At 48.4% G+C, this 19,792-nt stretch carries 13 protein-coding genes and 1 pseudogene; 6 read left to right on the plus strand and 8 right to left on the minus strand.

The annotated features are described in order from the left end of the window. Positions 1-202: 202 nt before the first annotated feature. Positions 203-1,783, minus strand: a complete 1,581-nt coding sequence (gene guaA, locus DI392_RS05330) for a glutamine-hydrolyzing GMP synthase (protein WP_109318868.1) — start codon at positions 1,781-1,783, stop codon at positions 203-205. 187 nt (positions 1,784-1,970) lie between these two features. Further along, the gene (guaB, locus tag DI392_RS05335) at positions 1,971-3,437 is read right to left on the minus strand and encodes an IMP dehydrogenase (protein WP_109318869.1); all 1,467 of its coding nucleotides are present in this window, start codon (positions 3,435-3,437) and stop codon (positions 1,971-1,973) included. 208 nt (positions 3,438-3,645) lie between these two features. Here guaB and xseA point away from each other — a divergent pair. Together xseA and DI392_RS05345 are read left to right on the plus strand one after the other, a co-directional pair. Then, a pseudogene (gene xseA, locus DI392_RS05340) lies at positions 3,646-4,974 on the plus strand (exodeoxyribonuclease VII large subunit); the annotation flags it as partial. Between the two features lie 83 nt (positions 4,975-5,057). After that, entirely contained in the window at positions 5,058-5,678 is a 621-nt protein-coding gene (locus tag DI392_RS05345; RefSeq protein WP_109318871.1) for a TRIC cation channel family protein, read from the plus strand. Between the two features lie 155 nt (positions 5,679-5,833). Here the strand turns inward: DI392_RS05345 and DI392_RS05350 are convergent, their stop codons facing one another. Next, the gene (locus DI392_RS05350; RefSeq protein WP_109318872.1) at positions 5,834-6,316 is read right to left on the minus strand and encodes a CinA family protein; all 483 of its coding nucleotides are present in this window, start codon (positions 6,314-6,316) and stop codon (positions 5,834-5,836) included. 103 nt (positions 6,317-6,419) lie between these two features. Between DI392_RS05350 and mutS the strand changes: the two genes are divergently transcribed. Further along, positions 6,420-8,993, plus strand: coding sequence for a DNA mismatch repair protein MutS (gene mutS, locus DI392_RS05355; RefSeq protein WP_109318873.1), 2,574 nt, complete (start codon positions 6,420-6,422; stop codon positions 8,991-8,993). A 95-nt stretch (positions 8,994-9,088) separates the two neighbouring features. On the opposite strand, the gene acnB is transcribed toward mutS, so the two are convergent. The 4 genes from acnB to DI392_RS05375 all read right to left on the minus strand — a co-directional run bounded on the left by acnB (position 9,089) and on the right by DI392_RS05375 (position 14,012). Continuing rightward, entirely contained in the window at positions 9,089-11,686 is a 2,598-nt protein-coding gene (acnB, locus tag DI392_RS05360; protein WP_109318874.1) for a bifunctional aconitate hydratase 2/2-methylisocitrate dehydratase, read from the minus strand. A 210-nt stretch (positions 11,687-11,896) separates the two neighbouring features. After that, positions 11,897-12,196 carry a nucleotidyltransferase domain-containing protein gene (locus DI392_RS05365; RefSeq protein ID WP_181388363.1) on the minus strand — a complete coding sequence of 100 codons (300 nt, stop codon included), beginning with the start codon at positions 12,194-12,196 and terminating at the stop codon, positions 11,897-11,899. Further along, positions 12,189-12,647, minus strand: coding sequence for a nucleotidyltransferase substrate binding protein (locus DI392_RS05370; RefSeq protein WP_219930879.1), 459 nt, complete (start codon positions 12,645-12,647; stop codon positions 12,189-12,191). Before DI392_RS05370 ends, DI392_RS05365 begins: the two co-directional genes overlap by 8 nt. 39 nt (positions 12,648-12,686) lie before the next feature. After that, the gene (locus tag DI392_RS05375) at positions 12,687-14,012 is read right to left on the minus strand and encodes an MBL fold metallo-hydrolase RNA specificity domain-containing protein (protein WP_109318876.1); all 1,326 of its coding nucleotides are present in this window, start codon (positions 14,010-14,012) and stop codon (positions 12,687-12,689) included. Between the two features lie 410 nt (positions 14,013-14,422). On the opposite strand from DI392_RS05375, the gene DI392_RS05380 reads away from it, so the two are divergent. The 3 genes from DI392_RS05380 (at position 14,423) to DI392_RS05390 (ending at position 18,400) form a co-directional block, all read left to right on the plus strand. Beyond that, entirely contained in the window at positions 14,423-15,589 is a 1,167-nt protein-coding gene (locus DI392_RS05380; RefSeq protein ID WP_109318877.1) for a nucleotide sugar dehydrogenase, read from the plus strand. Between the two features lie 175 nt (positions 15,590-15,764). Further along, positions 15,765-16,769: an NAD-dependent epimerase gene (locus DI392_RS05385; protein ID WP_109318878.1), complete on the plus strand. Its 1,005-nt coding sequence runs from the start codon at positions 15,765-15,767 to the stop codon at positions 16,767-16,769. A 452-nt stretch (positions 16,770-17,221) separates the two neighbouring features. Beyond that, the gene (locus tag DI392_RS05390) at positions 17,222-18,400 is read left to right on the plus strand and encodes an ATP-binding protein (protein WP_109318879.1); all 1,179 of its coding nucleotides are present in this window, start codon (positions 17,222-17,224) and stop codon (positions 18,398-18,400) included. Positions 18,401-18,596: 196 nt separating this feature from the next. Here the strand turns inward: DI392_RS05390 and DI392_RS05395 are convergent, their stop codons facing one another. Next, a complete protein-coding gene (locus DI392_RS05395) occupies positions 18,597-19,727 on the minus strand; it encodes an ISAs1 family transposase (RefSeq protein WP_109318880.1) in 1,131 nt (376 codons plus the stop codon). Between the last annotated feature and the right edge of the window lie 65 nt (positions 19,728-19,792).

Genomic DNA, 19,792 nt, shown 5'->3' on the forward strand with positions numbered 1-19,792 from the left:
CAACTTATTGTAAAAAGTTGCAGTAAAAGTTTAAGCGGGCGAATATTAGTCGATTATGTGACCAGATTCAACTTTTATTAGAGCTAAAGAAATAAATATTTTTTAGAGTATTAAGACCATAAAATAAACAAAAAAACCTCCTGCATTCGCAAGAGGCTTTTCATTTATATTTAGCTCGGAATCAGAGCTGGGATTCAGTCTATTATTCCCACTCAATCGTCGCTGGTGGCTTACCGGAGATATCGTAAACCACACGGGAAATACCATCGACTTCGTTGATGATACGGTTAGACACCTTACCCAGGAAGTCATATGGCAGATGCGCCCAGTGAGCGGTCATAAAGTCGATAGTCTCAACCGCACGCAGAGAAACCACCCAGTCGTATTTACGGCCGTCACCCATTACGCCAACCGAACGTACTGGTAGGAATACCGTAAATGCCTGAGACACTTTATTGTAAAGATCTGCAGCATGCAGCTCCTCAATAAAGATAGCATCGGCACGACGCAGCAAGTCACAGTACTCTTTCTTGATCTCGCCCAGTACTCGCACACCAAGACCCGGACCTGGGAACGGATGGCGATACAGCATGTTGTAAGGCAGACCAAGCTCAAGACCGATCTTACGTACTTCGTCTTTAAACAGTTCACGCAGTGGCTCAACCAGACCCATTTCCATATCGTCAGGCAGACCGCCTACGTTATGGTGAGATTTGATCACATGCGCTTTACCGGTTTTAGATGCCGCTGACTCGATAACATCAGGGTAGATAGTGCCCTGTGCCAGCCATTTTGCACTAGACAGTTTCTTCGACTCTTCATCAAAGATATTGATAAACTCATGGCCGATAATCTTACGCTTCTTCTCAGGATCGGCTTCGCCCTTAAGCGCATTCATAAAGCGATCTTCTGCGTCTACTTTGATGATATTCAGACCAAAGTGATCACCAAACATTTCCATCACCTGATCGGCTTCGTTCAAACGCAGCAGACCGTTATCGACAAATACACAAGTCAGTTTATCACCGATAGCTCGCTGTACCAGCATAGCTACCACAGATGAGTCCACACCACCGGAAAGAGCCAGAATAACTTCGTCATCCCCAACTTTTTCTTTGATACGGGCCACTGCGTCATCAATGATAGACTGAGACGTCCACAGCTTTTCACAGCCACAGATGTTCAGCACAAAGTTTTCCAGCATACGCATGCCCTGACGGGTGTGCGTCACTTCAGGGTGGAACTGTACGCCGTAGAAACGCTTCTCTTCATTGGCCATAGCAGCAAACGGACAGCTGTCAGTTTCCGCCACTTTCTGGAAATCAGCAGGGATAGCAACCACTTTATCGCCGTGGCTCATCCATACATCCAGCAGAGCATTACCGTCTTCAGCAACCGCATCTTCAATGTTCTTGAACAGTTCACACTCAGCAATCACTTCTACCTGAGCATAACCGAATTCACGTTTGTCTGTCGCAGCTTCTACTTTACCGCCCAGTTGCTCAGACATAGTCTGCATGCCGTAACATACGCCGAATACCGGCACACCGGCATTAAATACATACTCAGGAGCGCGTGGAGAGTTGTCTTCCGTTACACTTTCCGGGCCACCGGAAAGGATAATACCGTTCGGGTTAAATTCACGGATATCCGCTTCATCAACGTCCCAGCTCCACAGCTCACAGTAAACACCGATTTCACGGATACGGCGTGCGATAAGCTGCGTGTACTGAGAACCAAAATCCAGGATCAAAATACGTTGGTCATGAATATTTTTTGTCATTTTCTCTTCTCAAAACTTTATTGAGTTACTCCGTCACCTGCTTACTCAAATAACATCGTATATTCGTCATTCCTGCACAGGCAGGAATCTCATTCAGAACAAAGGTTATTTTAAGCAGATCCCTGCCTAAGCTGGGATGACGATAAATCTTTAGAGGCTATTAAATATAGCCTCTATAAATATTAGCTTACTGACCTAAACGGTAGTTTGGCGCTTCTTTCGTGATCTGTACATCGTGCACGTGAGACTCTTTCATACCGGCACCTGAGATACGGACGAACTCAGCTTTAGTACGCATAGTCTCAATAGTCGCAGAGCCAGTCAGACCCATTGATGAACGCAAACCACCCATTTGCTGGTGAACAATCTCTTTCAGGCGGCCTTTGTAGGCGATACGGCCTTCGATACCTTCAGGAACCAGCTTGTCTGCCGCGTTATCAGACTGGAAGTAACGGTCAGAAGAGCCTTGAGACATCGCGCCCAGAGAGCCCATACCGCGGTAAGATTTGTATGAACGGCCCTGATAAAGGATAACTTCACCCGGTGCTTCTTCAGTACCTGCGAACATAGAGCCAACCATCACACAAGATGCGCCCGCTACGATAGCTTTACAGATATCACCAGAGAAACGGATACCACCGTCGGCAATAACTGGAATATCATAGGTATCAGCGACTTCAGCCGCATCAGAAATAGCGGTAATCTGAGGAACACCAACACCGGTTACGATACGGGTAGTACAGATAGAACCAGGGCCGATACCCACTTTCACTGCGCTGACACCGGCTTCGATAAGTGCCTGAGCACCAGAAGCCGTTGCTACGTTACCACCAATGATATCCAGTTCAGGATAGGCTTCACGAGTCTCACGGATACGTTGCAGAACGCCTTCAGAGTGACCGTGTGAAGAGTCAATCAGCAGCACATCAACACCCGCTTCAACCAGAGCGGCAACACGCTCTTCGTTACCCGCACCAGCACCAACAGCAGCACCGACACGCAGACGGCCTTGCTCGTCTTTACATGCGTTTGGTTTTTTCTCTGCTTTGTGGAAATCTTTCGCCGTGATCATGCCTTTAAGCTGGAAATCATCGTTAACAACCAATACTTTTTCAACACGGGCTTCGTGCATTTTCTCCTGAACTTCTTCACGAGGTGCACCTTCTTTCACGGTTGCCAAACGCTCTTTTGGCGTCATTACTTTTTCAACAGTTTTGCTCAGATCAGTCACAAAACGAACATCACGGCCAGTAATAATACCCACCAACTCATTGTTGTCAGTAACAACAGGGTAACCGGCAAAACCATTCTTTTCAGTCAGCTCAAGAACGTCAGCAATAGTATTCTCTGGTGTAACCGTAACAGGGTGAGCGACCACTCCTGCTTCATAAATTTTCACCAGACGAACCTGCTTAGCCTGCTCTTCGATGGACATATTCTTATGGATAAAGCCGATGCCACCTTCCTGAGCCAGAGCAATTGCAAGGCGTGCTTCCGTTACTGTATCCATAGATGCAGAGATCATCGGAATATTCAGTGTGATATTTTTCGTCAGGCGGGTGCGAAGATCCGCTGTGTTAGGAAGAACAGTAGAATGTGCTGGGACTAGAAGAACGTCATCAAACGTTAGGGCTTCTTTTGCGATTCGTAGCATTGCAATATCTCTCAACAAAGGATTATAAAGAAAAAAATCCACCCCCATCGTTTCGCATAATAAGGATGAATCTGAATTGATATTGCAGTCGGATTATACGCATAAGGTAATCGGTTAGCTACACATTTTTTTCAATTTTATTTGCATTCCACCCCTTGATATGTATTATATTGCGGCTAATTTCCATACCTATGTCCGGTAACACTCTGTGCCAGCATCGAATAATCCCGCTATTTTTACCGTTTCCCGTCTGAATGCCGAAGTCCGTCTGTTGCTCGAAAGTGAGATGGGAATTGTCTGGTTAGTCGGCGAAATGTCTAATTTTTCCGCGCCGGTTTCAGGCCATTGGTACTTTTCATTAAAGGATTCCCGTGCACAGGTAAAATGCGCCATGTTCAAAGGGAACAATCGCCGGGTAACCTTTAAGCCCGCCAACGGAAATCAGGTACTGGTTAAGGCACGCCTGTCTTTGTACGAGCCTCGTGGTGATTATCAGCTTATTGTCGAATCCATGCAGCCGGAAGGTGACGGAAGACTGCAGCAGGAATTTGAAAAGCTAAAAATGCAGCTGGCTGGCGAAGGTCTGTTTGCCCAGTCGAAGAAACAGCCCCTGCCGGAGAATCCGACCCGCGTCGGCCTGATTACATCCAAAACCGGAGCCGCACTGCACGATATTCTGAACGTACTTAAGCGCAGAGATCCCACCCTTCCGGTCGTGATCTATCCGACCATGGTACAAGGTGAAGAAGCTGCCATTAAAATTGCACAAGCTATTGGCCGGGCAAACAGCCGTAATGAGTGTGATGTACTGATTGTCGGCCGGGGTGGCGGCTCTTTAGAAGACCTATGGTGTTTTAACAACGAAATTGTGGCGCGAACGATAGCGGCAAGTGAGATCCCAATCATCAGTGCAGTCGGCCATGAAATAGATGTCACGATTGCTGACTTTGTGGCAGATGTCCGGGCTCCTACTCCCTCTGCCGCGGCGGAATTAGTCAGCCGGGATCAGACTCATAAGCTTCAGGCCATTACCGTAAGGCATGAAAAATTGCATAGCGTGATGCAAGGTTATCTGTCGAAGAGGAATATTGCCCTGCAAACCCTGCTGCACAAGCTGGAAAAGCAACATCCGAGCTACCGATTAGAAAGACAGAGCCAGCGGCTGGACGATCTGGAATCCCGCCAGCAAACGGCAATGCAGCGTCATCTGACAGTTAAGCAACGCAAGCTGGATCGCTTATCTTATCAGGTTGAACTGCATTCTCCGGTTCGGGTCATTACCCAGCAAAAGTTCACTCTGAGCCGCAGTAAACAAAGACTGCTGGACGCCATGGACAGACAATTGCTCAATAGCAGGCACCAGATTGCGCTGGCCGCAGAAAAACTGGATGCCGTCAGTCCGCTGGCGACATTGAAACGAGGCTACTCTATCACCAGGGACGATAAAAATCAGGTGATCCGTCATCCCTCAGACGTACAGCCGGGCAGCCGGCTCATTACGACTCTGGCGGATGGTGAAATCCGCTCCATCGTTGAAAATAAACAGACTGAAGAAAACCACTCACAACACTCATTGTTAACAGACTCATTGTTAACAGATAGTTCAGCCCGATAAGTTATATAAATATGTCACTACTTTACTTTATTGATATGTTTGGTACCGCCATCTTCGCTATCTCTGGCGTATTACTGGCCGGACGCTTAAAAATGGATCCTTTTGGCGTCATTGTGCTCGGAAGTGTCACCGCAATTGGTGGCGGAACCATGAGGGACATGGCTTTAGGCGCAACCCCGGTTTTCTGGATCACCGATACTTCCTATCTCTGGATTATTATCGTAACCTGCCTGCTGACCATCTGGCTGGTGCGCCGGCCGCGCCGCCTGCCGTGGTATGTGCTTCCGGTGTGCGATGCCATCGGTCTGGCGACATTTGTCGGTATCGGCGTGGAAAAATCCCTGATGTATCAGAATTCGTATCTGGTCGCCATTATTATGGGTGTACTGACCGGCTGCGGAGGCGGGATTATTCGTGACATACTGGGCAAGCAGATCCCGATGGTACTTCGTAGTGAAGTGTATGCCACCGCCTGTATTATCGGCGGCACTTTTCATATCACAGCACTCGCTTTGGGCTACGACAATAACACGGCCCTGCTGTCGGGCATTATCTCTACACTGATGATCCGCCTGGGTGCGATAAAGTGGCACCTTTCACTGCCAACCTTTGCGATTGATCGCTGACTTACGCAGCACACAGTACACTCGCATTCAAATTCTTTGGCATGTTTTGAGTAAAGTATGCATTCCCACGCGGGAGCGTGGGAACGAGGGAGCGTGGGATCCGACACCAACACGACTTCGGTCTGCTTATCGATACCCATCCGAAGAATCACAACCTAATCCTTCAGCAGTTTATTCACACCCTGCAAAGCCGTTACACACGCCTGCGCCCGAACTGCTTCCCGATCACCAGAAAAGAGATGTACCCGCTGCACTTTCTGCTCGCCCTTCTGCCAGGCAAACCAAACCGTACCGACCGGCTTGTCTTCACTGCCGCCCCCCGGACCTGCAATCCCGCTGATCGCGACAGAAATCGTACCGTTAGAATGAGCCAGCGCCCCTTGTGCCATCTGCTCGACAACCTGCTGGCTCACTGCGCCGAACTGCTCCAGCGTATCCGGGCGGACGCCCAGCATCTCCATCTTAGCGTCATTGCTGTAGGTGACGAATGCCCGATCAAACCATTCAGAGCTGCCGGCGATATCGGTTACGGCACAGGCGACACCACCACCGGTACAGGACTCGGCTGTTACTAATATCTGTTTTTCTGCCAACAAAAGCTCACCGGTGGCCTGACTCAACCGTTTTAACTGTTCCATTCTTATTCGCCTTTTCAGCCAACTTTTGGCCTTTGCACGTTAGTCTTATTCACGTATCCTAAGCCGCTATTAAACAGAGATAAAGTCATAAAAGGTTACCGCCGTGAAAAGCACTCCCAAGCATACGCCGATGATGCAACAATATTTAAAACTGAAAGCAGAAAACCCGGACATTCTGCTGTTTTATCGTATGGGGGATTTTTATGAGCTGTTTTATGATGACGCCAAGCGTGCCTCGCAACTGCTGGACATTTCCCTGACTAAACGCGGCGCGTCAGCCGGTGAACCCATCCCGATGGCGGGTGTGCCTTTTCATGCTGTTGAAGGCTATCTCGCAAAACTGGTACAGCTGGGCGAATCTGTCGCTATCTGCGAACAGATCGGCGACCCGGCCACCAGCAAAGGCCCGGTGGAACGCAAAGTCGTGCGCATTGTTACGCCGGGTACCGTCACCGACGAGGCCCTGTTATCCGAGCGCACCGATAACCTGATCGCGGCGATTTATCAGTCTGAAAAAGGCAAGTTCGGCTATGCCACACTAGACATCACTTCCGGTCGCTTCCAGTTATGCGAACCTGAGACCGAAGAAGCCATGCAGGCAGAGCTGCAACGCACCTCACCACGAGAACTGCTGTTCCCGGAAGATTTCGAAGCCGTGAATCTGATGGCCAGCCGTAATGGTAACCGTCGTCGCCCTGTGTGGGAATTTGAGCTGGATACGGCCCGTCAGCAGCTGAACCAGCAGTTTGGTACCCGGGATCTGGTTGGCTTCGGTGTGGAAAGCGCCACCCTAGGCCTCTGTGCAGCAGGTTGTCTGATCCAGTATGTAAAAGATACCCAGCGAACCGCCCTGCCGCATATCCGTTCTCTGACCTTTGATCGTCAGGACCACTCCGTCATTCTGGATGCGGCTACACGCCGTAATCTGGAGCTGACCCAGAACCTGTCCGGGGGCACAGATAACACACTGGCAGAAGTACTGGATCACTGTGCAACCCCAATGGGCAGCCGGATGCTGAAACGCTGGGTTCACCAGCCGATGCGCTGCCGTGACACCCTGAATCATCGTCTGGATGCGATTACTGAACTAAAAGAACAGAGCATATTTACCGATCTACAGCCGGTACTGAAACAGATCGGAGATATCGAACGTATCCTTGCCCGTCTGGCAATCCGTTCAGCCAGACCTAGAGATATGGCGCGTCTGCGTCACGCTATGCAGCAACTACCGGAACTGGCTGAAGGTTTGCAACCACTTACTAACGATTATCTGCAAAAGCTGGCTCAGTATGCCGCGCCGATGGATGAGGTATGCGAACTACTGGAAAACGCAATTAAGGAAAACCCGCCGGTCGTGATCCGGGATGGCGGCGTCATTGCCGAAGGCTACAATGCTGAACTGGATGAATGGCGTAATCTGGCTGAAGGCGCAACAGAATATCTGGAACAACTGGAAGCAGAAGAACGCGACCGTCACGGTATCGATACCCTGAAAGTCGGCTATAACAATGTTCACGGGTTTTATATTCAGGTCAGTCGCGGACAAAGCCACCTCGTTCCGCCGCATTACGTACGTCGTCAGACCCTGAAAAATGCCGAGCGCTATATCATTCCCGAACTGAAAGAACACGAAGATAAGGTGCTAAACTCAAAATCCAAGGCTCTGGCTCTGGAAAAACAACTGTGGGAAGCCCTGTTTGATCTGCTATTGCCGCATCTGGAACAGATGCAGAATCTGGCCTCTTCCGTATCGCAGCTGGACGTACTGCAGAACCTGGCTGAGCGTGCTGATACGCTGGACTACTGTCGCCCGGATCTGACAGAAGAAGTGGGCATTCACATTCAAAATGGCCGCCACCCGGTAGTGGAACAGGTAATGGATGACCCGTTTATCGCTAACCCGATAGAACTGCACCCGAAACGAAAAATGCTGATCATTACCGGTCCGAATATGGGCGGTAAATCCACCTACATGCGTCAGACAGCACTAATCGTCCTGCTGGCTCATATCGGCTCGTATGTTCCGGCTGAAGCAGCCACGATTGGCTCGATAGACCGTATCTTTACCCGAATCGGCGCTTCGGATGATCTGGCGTCCGGCCGCTCAACCTTTATGGTCGAAATGACCGAAACCGCCAATATCCTGCACAATGCCACCCCACACTCTCTGGTACTGATGGATGAAATCGGCCGAGGCACCAGTACTTATGATGGCCTGTCTCTGGCGTGGGCCAGTGCCGAATGGCTGGCGAACCAGATTGGTGCCATGACGCTGTTTGCCACTCACTATTTTGAACTGACCGAACTACCGAATCAGCTATCTCATCTGGCGAACGTTCACTTAGATGCCGTTGAGCATGGCGACAGCATTGCCTTTATGCATGCGGTACAGGAAGGGGCTGCAAGCAAATCTTACGGCCTGGCAGTCGCTGGACTGGCCGGAGTGCCGAAAACCGTGATCAAAAATGCCCGGGCCAAGCTAAGACAGCTGGAACAAATCGGTCAGGCAGAAGGCCAAATCGCTACAACAGTCAAACCGGATGTGGATGTTGCTAACCAGCTCAGCCTAATCCCGGAGCCAAGCGAAGTGGAAGAAGCACTAAGCAATATCGACCCGGATGATCTGACACCAAGGCAGGCGTTGGAAGAATTGTATCGGTTAAAACAGTTGCTGTAAGACAAAAACAGCTATTGTTAAAACTAAGTTCAAAGCAAAAACATCAGGCTCCCATTGGGAGCCTGATTCATTATTAGTAACCATACATCAGAGCGCTATGCCGGTTCCTGCATAATCACCTGATCCGCTTTCTCAGTGTACTCTTCCATTTTATGGAAGTTCAGGTAGCGGTAAGTATCGGCAGCCGTCGCATCGATCTGCTTCGCGTATTCCTGATATTCCTCATTGGTCGGAATATGACCCAGAATCGCACCCACAGCAGCCAGTTCAGCTGAAGCCAGGTAGACATTCGCACCAGTACCCAGACGGTTCGGGAAGTTACGGGTTGATGTGGAGATCACAGTCGCACCATCAGCTACGCGAGCCTGGTTCCCCATGCACAGAGAACACCCCGGAGTTTCGATACGAACCCCGGCACGGCCATAAATACCGTAGTAGCCTTCTTCGGTCAGCTGGTCACGGTCCATCTTAGTCGGTGGAGCGACCCACATACGGGTGTTCAGCTGCGCACTCTGCTTATCCAGCAGTTTACCTGCCGCACGGAAGTGACCAATATTGGTCATACAAGAACCGATAAAGACTTCATCGATGTCTGTACCCTGTACATCAGACAGCAGACGAGCATCATCCGGATCGTTCGGCGCACACAGGATTGGCTCTTTGATATCCGCCAGATCGATTTCAATCACATGCGCGTAATCTGCATCAGCATCGGCCGTCATCAGAGCGGGGTTATCCAGCCATTCCTGCATCGCTTTAACGCGGCGCTCGATAGTACGACGATCGCCATAGCCTTCAGAAATCATCCACTTCAGCATAGTGATGTTAGAGCTTAAGTACTCTTTGATAGACTCTTCAGACAACTTCACAGTACAGCCCGCAGCACTACGCTCGGCAGAAGCATCCGACAGTTCGAACGCCTGCTCAACAGTCAGATGCTCAACACCTTCAATTTCCAGAATACGGCCGGAGAATTCGTTGATCTTGCCTGCTTTTTCCACAGTCAGCAGACCCTGCTGGATCGCGAAGTAAGGGATCGCATGCACCAGATCACGCAGTGTGATGCCTTGCTGCATTTCGCCTTTGAAGCGAACAAGAATCGACTCAGGCATATCCAGAGGCATAACGCCCGTCGCAGCGGCAAAGGCCACCAGACCAGAACCAGCCGGGAATGAAACGCCCAGAGGGAAACGGGTATGCGAGTCACCACCAGTACCAACGGTATCAGGCAGCAGCATACGGTTCAGCCACGAGTGGATAACGCCGTCGCCCGGACGCAGTGACACACCGCCACGGTTCATAATGAAATCAGGCAGAGTATGGTGTGTATTCACATCCACAGGCTTAGGATAAGCAGAAGTGTGGCAGAAAGACTGCATGACCAAATCCGCAGAGAAGCCAAGACAAGCCAGGTCTTTCAGTTCATCACGAGTCATAGGGCCCGTGGTATCCTGAGAGCCGACCGTTGTCATCTTCGGCTCGCAGTAGGTGCCCGGACGTACGCCAGCAACACCACATGCTTTACCCACCATCTTCTGAGCCAGCGTATAGCCTTTGCCTGTATCTTCAGCCGCAACCGGACGACGGAACACGTCCGATGCTTCCAGTCCCAGAGATTCACGCGCACGCTCTGTCAGACCACGGCCAACAATCAGAGGAATACGGCCACCGGCACGCACTTCATCAATCAGCACGTCAGTTTTCAGCGAGAACTCAGCCAGTACTTCTCCAGTTTCATGATTGGTCACTTTGCCTTCGTATGGATAAACATCAATCACGTCACCCATATTCAGTTTAGTCACATCAACTTCGATTGGCAGCGCACCCGCATCTTCCATGGTATTAAAGAAGATAGGCGCAATCTTACCGCCCAGAACATAACCACCAGCACGTTTGTTTGGTACATGAGGAATATCATCACCCATAAACCAAAGCACTGAGTTCGTAGCGGACTTACGGGATGAACCCGTACCAACCACATCACCCACATACACCAGTTGATGACCTTTTTCTTTTAGTGCATCAATAGTTTTAACCGGACCAATCACACCCGGCTGTTCCGGAACAATACCGTCACGCTCGTTTTTCAGCATCGCCAGCGCGTGCAGCGGGATATCCGGGCGAGACCATGCATCCTGAGCCGGAGACAGGTCATCGGTATTGGTTTCACCCGTAACCTTGAATACGGTCAGAGTCACTTTTTCCTGCAACTGAGGCTTAGACAGGAACCATTCCGCATCTGCCCATGACTGCAGTACTTTTTGTGCATGCTCATTACCTGCTTTGGCTTTCTCTTCAACATCGTAGAAAGCATCGAACATCAACAGAGTATGTGACAAAGCCTTAACGGCAATAGGTGCCAGTTCAGCGTCGTCGAGAAGAGCAATTAAAGGCTCAATGTTATAACCACCCTGCATGGTACCCAGCAGTTCAGCCGCTTTTTCTCGACTGATCAGCGGAGAAACAGCTTCACCTTTTGTGATGGCCGTCAAAAAACCAGCTTTAACATAGGCCGCTTCATCCACGCCCGGTGGAATACGGTTTTCCAGCAGGTCGAGAATAAATTCTTCTTCACCTTGTGGCGGATTCTTAAGTAATTCGACAAGAGACGCAGTTTGATCTGCATCCAGCGGTTTAGGAACTACACCCTCATTAGCACGCTCTTCGACATGTTTACGGTAGGCTTCAAGCACGACATATTCCTCATCATTACGGTCGGATTTCGGGAATGAAAACCGACTTCCCTGGAAAATATAATTTCATCATCACGGTTATCTTCCTGATAAATGTAGCCGTGAATCTGACTTTATTGTGCTTGGAGAATAGCAAATTTATCCAAAAATGAAAATCTGCACCCAATTTCTGGTGATAACGTCGTTAATAAAGTGAGGAGAGGGAGGAACTTACACCACCAGCAGGCGCTCATTTTTCAGCTGAAAGTTATCTTTAAAAGCCTGTGGTAAATAATTCCAGTCAAATATCTGGACGAAAATAGGAATGTTGGAATGTTGCAGTGCAGACAGGAACTCGGGCAGGTCATTGACTTCACCCTCAGGGGTAAACATCACCAGATCCAGATCAGACGTATCCAGAGCAGTGCCTTTGACCCGGCTGCCGTAGGCCCAGAGTTCTGTCCCTTTGACCAGGTGCTTTTGCGCTAACTCAGTGATCGCAAGCAAGTCTTTTTCCCTTAACTCAATCATATTCATGCTCTCGCAACATACACTCTAATAAGCGGGCATCTTTAATAAACGCAGGAAGCAGCGACAGGGTTTTATCAGCAAACTCAACGCCATAATCATGAGCCAGATTGTTGCGGTTATCACGATATACCAGCCAGCGTTCCGCTTCTTCCAGAGTGATCAGTTCATACTGAGCAGCCTGACGAAAAACATCTTTAAAAAAGAGTTTATTCACCGCTCTGGTACTGTGCATATAAGGAGTTAGTGCTTTTTTTAACAGCTTTCCTGATTGCTCAAGAATGATCTCGAACTCTTTGACACATGCAGAACGATACATTTCATATTGAATAGACTCAGGTTCAACCGTCTGCAATAACGTCTGAGCCTCATTTAATGTCTGGATACAACGGTTAAGAAAAGCCGTATCTATTTTCATCTGTTCCTCTGAACTGTTTTTCAGGTGCTTACTCATAGTTTATCCTACCTTGCTCCGTTTCAACAATTGATCCAATTAAGTAATTGATCCGTTTAAACACTCGATCCGTTTCAGTAATGCTCGCTGAGCTTTGGGTTCCCCATGGACCAAATGGATCTGTTTAGGCGCTTCCGGAATTCCCCGGACGAAGCGCAGCAGATCATCTTGATCCGCATGCGCGGAATAACCGGACATCGTATGAATGTGAGCGTTTACTTCGATTCGGTTACCATCAATATCAACAGAAAAAGGCTGCTCCTGAATCTTCCGCCCTAATGTGCCATAGGCCTGATATCCGGCAAAAATCACATCGGTGCGTTTGTCCGGCAGTAATGCTTTAAGATAGTCCACTACTCTGCCACCGTTGCACATACCGGAAGCCGCTATCACAATAGCGGGTTCCCCAGTTGACGCCAACCGGTTAACCAGCGCTTTGTGCTGCCGATAGTCATCAATACGGATACACTGCTCAAACGCCAGCGGACGGCGCAAACTGCCCACCCGCAGCTTTGCTTCTTTCGCCCACAATTTACGGTAACGGCGGTATAGCTTAGTAACCTTATGTGCCAGCGGAGAATCAATAATAATGGGCAGTTCACCATCCAGCTGCTCCGTATGCATCAACTGCTCGATATCAAACAGCAGCTCCTGCGTTCGCCCGACACTAAAAGCCGGAATAATAATCGTGCCGCCGTCGCGTAATGATCGTTGGATAATGCGCTTGAGCCTTTCTCCCCGCTCAGCAACGCCTTCATGTTGCCTGTCGCCATAAGTCGATTCCAGATATAGATAATCGGCGCGTGCTGGTGAAGCCGGATCCGGCAACAGAGGCGTATGGCAGGCCCCCAAATCTCCAGAAAATACCACCACCTGTCCATCCGGCAGCTTTATCTCTATGTAAACCGAACCCAAAATATGCCCGGCAGGCTGAAAACGGATATAGACAAAAGCATCCGTCAGAGAAATACGAAGCCAACGCCGATAAGAAACAGGCCTGATGCGTTTTCGGATCACTTGCAGGATCTGCTGGCACTGCCCGTAGCTGAAACCCTGAATCTTCAACCCGTCTTCCAGCATCAGTGGGATCAGTTCTGCGGTTGCCTCACTGCAATAGATTGGCCCTTTAAACCCTGCCGCCAGTAGCCAGGGAATCCGGCCAATATGGTCGATATGGGCATGAGTCACCAGCAAAGCTTCAATATGCGCAACTGGAAAATCCACCTTTTGTGAATACCGGCCTGTCGCAGCCCGCTCTTGCCCCTGAAACTGACCACAATCAATCAGAACTCCGCTTTTCCCCAACCGGAGTTCATGACACGATCCGGTCACCGTCTGCTTTCCGCCATGATGAATAACCTGCATCACTATTCCTCCCTGCACATTTATGAGGTCAGTTAATCACAGTTAGATACGGGGAAATAAAGTAGAAACGATATTGTCGAGGGAATTCAAGACTCCATCATCCGTGAGCCCTATTCAAAGTCGATAGACAGGTTACTCACTGGATAAAAAATCCGGTGTTGCTGGAACATATCGAAAAATATGGTCAACAATGGCTATAACATCGCATTTTTTAACTTAGGCAACACTGACACCTTACTCATTTAGTCTCATAAATGAGCAGCGAAAAATAATCTAAAAATGAGTCACTTGGCTATGCGGTATAAGTGCAGTACCATAACCGCCATCATCCCTGATAGTCAGTTGCTATTTTTTATGTCATCCAATCAGGGCATAATCACGGAATATACAGACAGAAGAAGAGTCTCATAATGAAAATTGCAATTGCCGGAACCGGCTATGTTGGCCTGTCCAACGCTGTTCTGCTGGCACAGCACCATGAAGTGTTTGCGGTAGATATTATCGAAGAAAAAGTAAACCTGATTAATAACAAGCAGTCACCGATTGTCGATACTGAGATTGAAGATTTTCTGGCTAATAAAGAGCTGAATCTGACTGCAACTTTAGATAAGCAGCAGGCGTATCAGGATGCAGAATTCGTGGTGATTGCCACTCCAACTGATTACGATGTTGAAACCAACTACTTTAATACCAACTCAGTAGAGGCGGTAATTAAGGATGTGATGGCAATTAACCCGGATGCGGTAATGGTGATTAAATCTACCATTCCTGTGGGCTACACCAAGAGCGTTAAAGAGAAGTTTAACAGCGATAATATTATCTTTTCGCCAGAATTTCTGCGTGAAGGTAAGGCGTTGTATGACAACCTGTACCCTTCCCGCATTATCGTGGGCGAAACCAGCGACAGAGCGAAGAGATTCGCTGACCTGCTGGTTGAAGGCGCACAAAAAGAAAATATTGACGTACTGTTTACCAACTCTACCGAAGCGGAAGCAGTTAAGCTGTTCTCCAATACCTATCTTGCTCTGCGTGTGGCCTACTTTAACGAGCTGGACTCCTACGCAGAAACCCACGGTCTGAATGCCCGCCAGATTATTGAAGGTGTCGGCCTGGATCCGCGCATCGGCTCTCACTATAACAACCCGTCCTTCGGTTACGGCGGTTACTGTCTGCCAAAAGATACCAAGCAGCTGCGTGCCAACTATGAAAATGTGCCGAACAACATTATCGGAGCCATTGTGGATGCCAACACCACCCGTAAAGACTTTGTTGCCGATTCTATTCTCAGCCGTCAGCCTAAGCGCGTCGGTATCTACCGCCTGATCATGAAATCCGGTTCAGATAACTTCCGCGCCTCTTCGATTCAGGGCATTATGAAACGCATCAAAGCGAAAGGTGTCGAAGTGGTGGTATACGAACCAGTACTGAAAGAAGACGACTTCTTTAACTCAAAAGTCTACCGTGACCTGGAAGAGTTCAAAGCGTCCTGTGATGTGATTGTCTCCAACCGTATGGCGGAAGAGCTGAAAGACGTTGCGGATAAGGTGTATACCCGCGATCTGTTTGGCAGTGATTAATTGCTAAAACAGGATAAAGGGCGCTTCGCTTTAAGGGATGAGGGGTTAAACGGTTTAGGCTTTTATTTGCATCCCACTCCCCCCTCGTTCCCATGCTCCTGCGTGGGAATGCGTACCTTGTTTAAGACTGCTATGCATAAGAACGAAAAAACAAGATTAAACTGTGAGAGATAACATGAAATACCTGGTGACCGGTGCGGCCGGATTTATTGGCAGTGCTGTCGTAGAAAAGCTGACAGCGAAAGGCGATACCGTTGTGGGTATCGACAATATGAACGACTACTATGATGTTGCTCTGAAAGAAGCGCGCCTGAAGCGCATCGAGCATCCGGATTTCCGTTTTATCAGACTGGATATCGCTGACCGCGCTTCGGTTGCAGAACTGTTTGCCACCGAGCAGTTTGATAGGGTTATTCACCTGGCCGCTCAGGCTGGCGTTCGTTACTCTCTGGAAAATCCACACGCCTATGCCGATTCCAATCTGGTGGGTCACCTTAATATTCTGGAAGGCTGCCGACAGGAAAAGGTCAAACACCTAGTCTACGCCTCTTCCAGTTCTGTGTATGGCCTGAATGCCAAAGTCCCGTTCTCCACGGCCGACTCGGTCGATCACCCTGTTTCTCTTTACGCAGCAACGAAAAAATCCAACGAGCTGATGGCTCACAGCTATTCACACCTGTACAACATTCCTACCAGCGGCCTGCGTTTCTTTACGGTATACGGCTCATGGGGACGCCCGGATATGGCTCCGTTTATCTTCACTAAGAAGATCCTGGACGGTGACACCATTGACATCAACAACAACGGCGATATGTGGCGCGATTTCACCCACGTAGATGATATTGTCGAAGGTGTGGTCCGTGTGGCGGATGTGATTCCTGAGCGTGACAATACCTGGACGGTCGAAGACGGCACCCCTGCCGGAAGCTCCGCTCCTTACGCTGTATATAATATCGGCCACGGCTCGCCAATCAACCTGATGGATTTTGTTAAAGCCATCGAAGATGAACTGGGCATCGAAGCGAAGAAAAACTTCCGTGAAATGCAGCCGGGTGATGTGTACCAGACCTATGCCGATACTGAAGACCTGTTTAAAGCGACAGGCTATCAGCCGAAGGTGAGCGTGAAAGAAGGGGTAGCGGAGTTTGTAAGCTGGTACAGGGAATTTTATTCGAAGTAACTGAGACTAGAGACTAGAGACTAGAGACTAGAGACTAGAATTTTTCTATTTAGTTAACAAATTCCGTCAAGAGCTCTCTTTTATAGCGTCTAGAAGCGAAGCGGTCTAGTCTCTAGTTTTACTTCGTTGTTAAAACCGGAATTCATTCCCGCAGGGAGCAAACATTATTCTCGTCATCCCTGCGAAGGCAGGGACCTACCAAACCATTACTGACATATTTGCCCGATTTTGGCTTACTCAGGAATAACAATGGTTAAATGTGACTTTATAGTTTCTAGAAGCGCAGCGATCTAGCTTCTAGTCTCTCTTCTGTAGTCTCAAGGACGCTTGCGTCCGCTCTGTAATCTAAAATCGATAAAACCTCTCCAGTTGACACTTATTTTGGTTGGTTTATAGTTAAGTTATCAAAATTATTTATTATCGATAATTTAACTAATTCCGGTATAACTCTGATGGACCCTATTTTAAACCCATACGCACCAGGAGCAGGTACTCCACCACCTGAACTTTCAGGCCGTAATGAATTACGGGATAAGCTAAAGATCACTATTGCCCGTATTCTTAAAGACCGCCCGGCAAAAAGCATGTTATTGGTTGGCCTGCGTGGTGTAGGGAAAACGGTATTATTAGAGCAAATGCTACGCGATACAGAAGAGCAACGTATCCATACGATTTTTATTGAGGCTCCGGAAAACCGATCTCTCCCAGCGATTATTTGCCCTCAGTTAAGACTAGCAATGTTAAAACTCAGCCGAATAGAAAAATCGAAAGAAGCTGCTATTCGCTCATTACGGGCATTAGCCGGTTTTGTAAAAGGCCTGAAAGTCACTTACGGAGATATTGAAGTTGGGCTTGATTATGAGGAAGAACTGGGACTGGCTGATAACGGTGATCTTGAAGCTGATTTAACCACTCTGTTTGTTGAGGTTGGAAAAACAGCAAAAGCCGGACAAACCGCAATCGCACTTTTTATTGATGAGCTTCAATATATAAAATCGGAGCAATTTGCAGCATTAATCACAGCACTTCATCGCTGTGCTCAACTGAAATTACCCGTCGTGCTCGTAGGTGCAGGGTTGCCTCAGCTGCGAGGCAAGGCTGGCAATGCCAAATCTTACGCTGAACGGCTATTTGACTACCCTGAAGTAGGGGCATTGGATAAACAAGCGGCTACAGATGCACTGGTCAAACCGGCTTTGGATGAAGATGTTGAGTTTGACGCAGATGCTATCAATATCATCTATGAAAAAACCCGCGGATACCCTTACTTTCTTCAGGAATGGGGGAAACATTCATGGGATGTGGCACAACAGAGCCCTATCACCAGTAAAGATGTTCTGGAGGCATCTGAACTCGCCATTGCCGCTATGGATGAAAGTTTTTTCAGAGTCCGCTTTGACCGGCTGACACCAAAAGAAAAAAATTACCTGTATGCCATGGCCACTCTGGGCGAAGGTCCACACCGCTCTGGAGACATTGCAGCGGTACTGAATAAAAAAGTATCCGATGTTGCTCCGGTACGAAACAACCTGATTAACAAAGGTATGCTCTGGATGCCAAACCATGGAGATACAAGCTTTACAGTTCCGCTATTTGATCAGTTTATGCTTAGGATAATGCCGGGTCTATAAAAAGTGAGGCTTTTAGATGCTTGTCCTTTTAATAACCTAAAACAGCCCCTTCCATAAAAGGTAGGGTTCGTCAGCAATCTGAGAGCTGCCACTAGGACAGCTCTCTTCTCAATATATCGTGATCTAAGTAAAGAACTACACTTCTAAACACCCCCACTCTGGGAAATGTTTTCTCACATAGGCATTCAGGGCAAGATTACGAAGCCCCTTGCCCTGCAAGGACTTGAGAAAGATAGGCGTTACTTCTGTTCGCCTTCTTCTGCTTCCGCTTTATCCCCGCTTTAAATGTTTTTTCTTCTGTAAGCAAGTTTAAAGCAATATGCCGGAATACCGCCAGATTTTCACCCGCTTGTTCTCGCTGGATCCGACAGCTATCTTCGTTCATACCTACATCAAGTCGCCAGTGCATTTGAACCTCTATGCTCCAGTGCGCTCTGGACTTCTCTAGTAGTTCCTGAGCACTTAACTCCGCAGAACTGATGTAATGTCTGATTGTCATCGTTTCTGCTGGCTTATTACCTTCTTGTCTCACTGAAACAACGACACCCAGTGTTTTTAATTCCGGCCAGTCAAACTCAATATCACCCAATTCAGAAGGGTTATGACTGACTAAAGCAAGTCGAGTCTCTGTTCGACCATGACCTTTTTCCTGAATACTGTATTTATCACCCTCATAGCTATTCAGCATACTTGAGTTAAATACCTTTCCCATCGCCTCTTCGAGCTTTTTCTGATTACCTTTTACCGCTAAAAGATAGTCCGCGCTTTTATCGACGATTTGCTGAGCAATATCCTTCTGACAGCCCATCGCATCAATGCTGACAAGGCATCCACGCAGCTCTAATAATTTCAAAAGCTCTGGTATCGCGGTGATCTCATTCGACTTTTCTGCTGTTTTGACCTGTCCAAGAACCACCTGATTTTCAGCACTAAAAGCGCTGACCATATGGATAGCACCGCTACGTTTGTTCTTGTCGTAAGTCCCTCGAATCGTCTTTCCGTCAATGGCAACGACGTCGCCACCTGTCGCCTCATGACAATCTTTCATCCAAGCTGCAAAACTCTTTTGAAGCTGTTTTGCTGAAATCAGATTCATCACCCTGGCAATGGTGTCATGAACCGGAACACCATTGTCAAAATCACCATACTTCTGAAGCCACTCAAGGTTATCTTCACCAAAATCCTGAATATCTTCCCAGCCTTCGGCACCAGCAATAACGGCCGCAATCGTCAGGAAAATTATGTCCGACAAGGTATGCTCGACTTTCCAGGCTTGTCGTGGATCTTGAATAACTGAAATATGGTCCAAAAGGCTTAATCCGTTCATGGTTGCTGGTTCATTACTGCAAAAATCAGCATATGATCACAGCCGGTTTAGATCGTCAAATCGAT

This window comes from Vibrio albus (assembly GCF_003144035.1).
GTDB classification, from domain to species: domain Bacteria; phylum Pseudomonadota; class Gammaproteobacteria; order Enterobacterales; family Vibrionaceae; genus Vibrio; species Vibrio albus.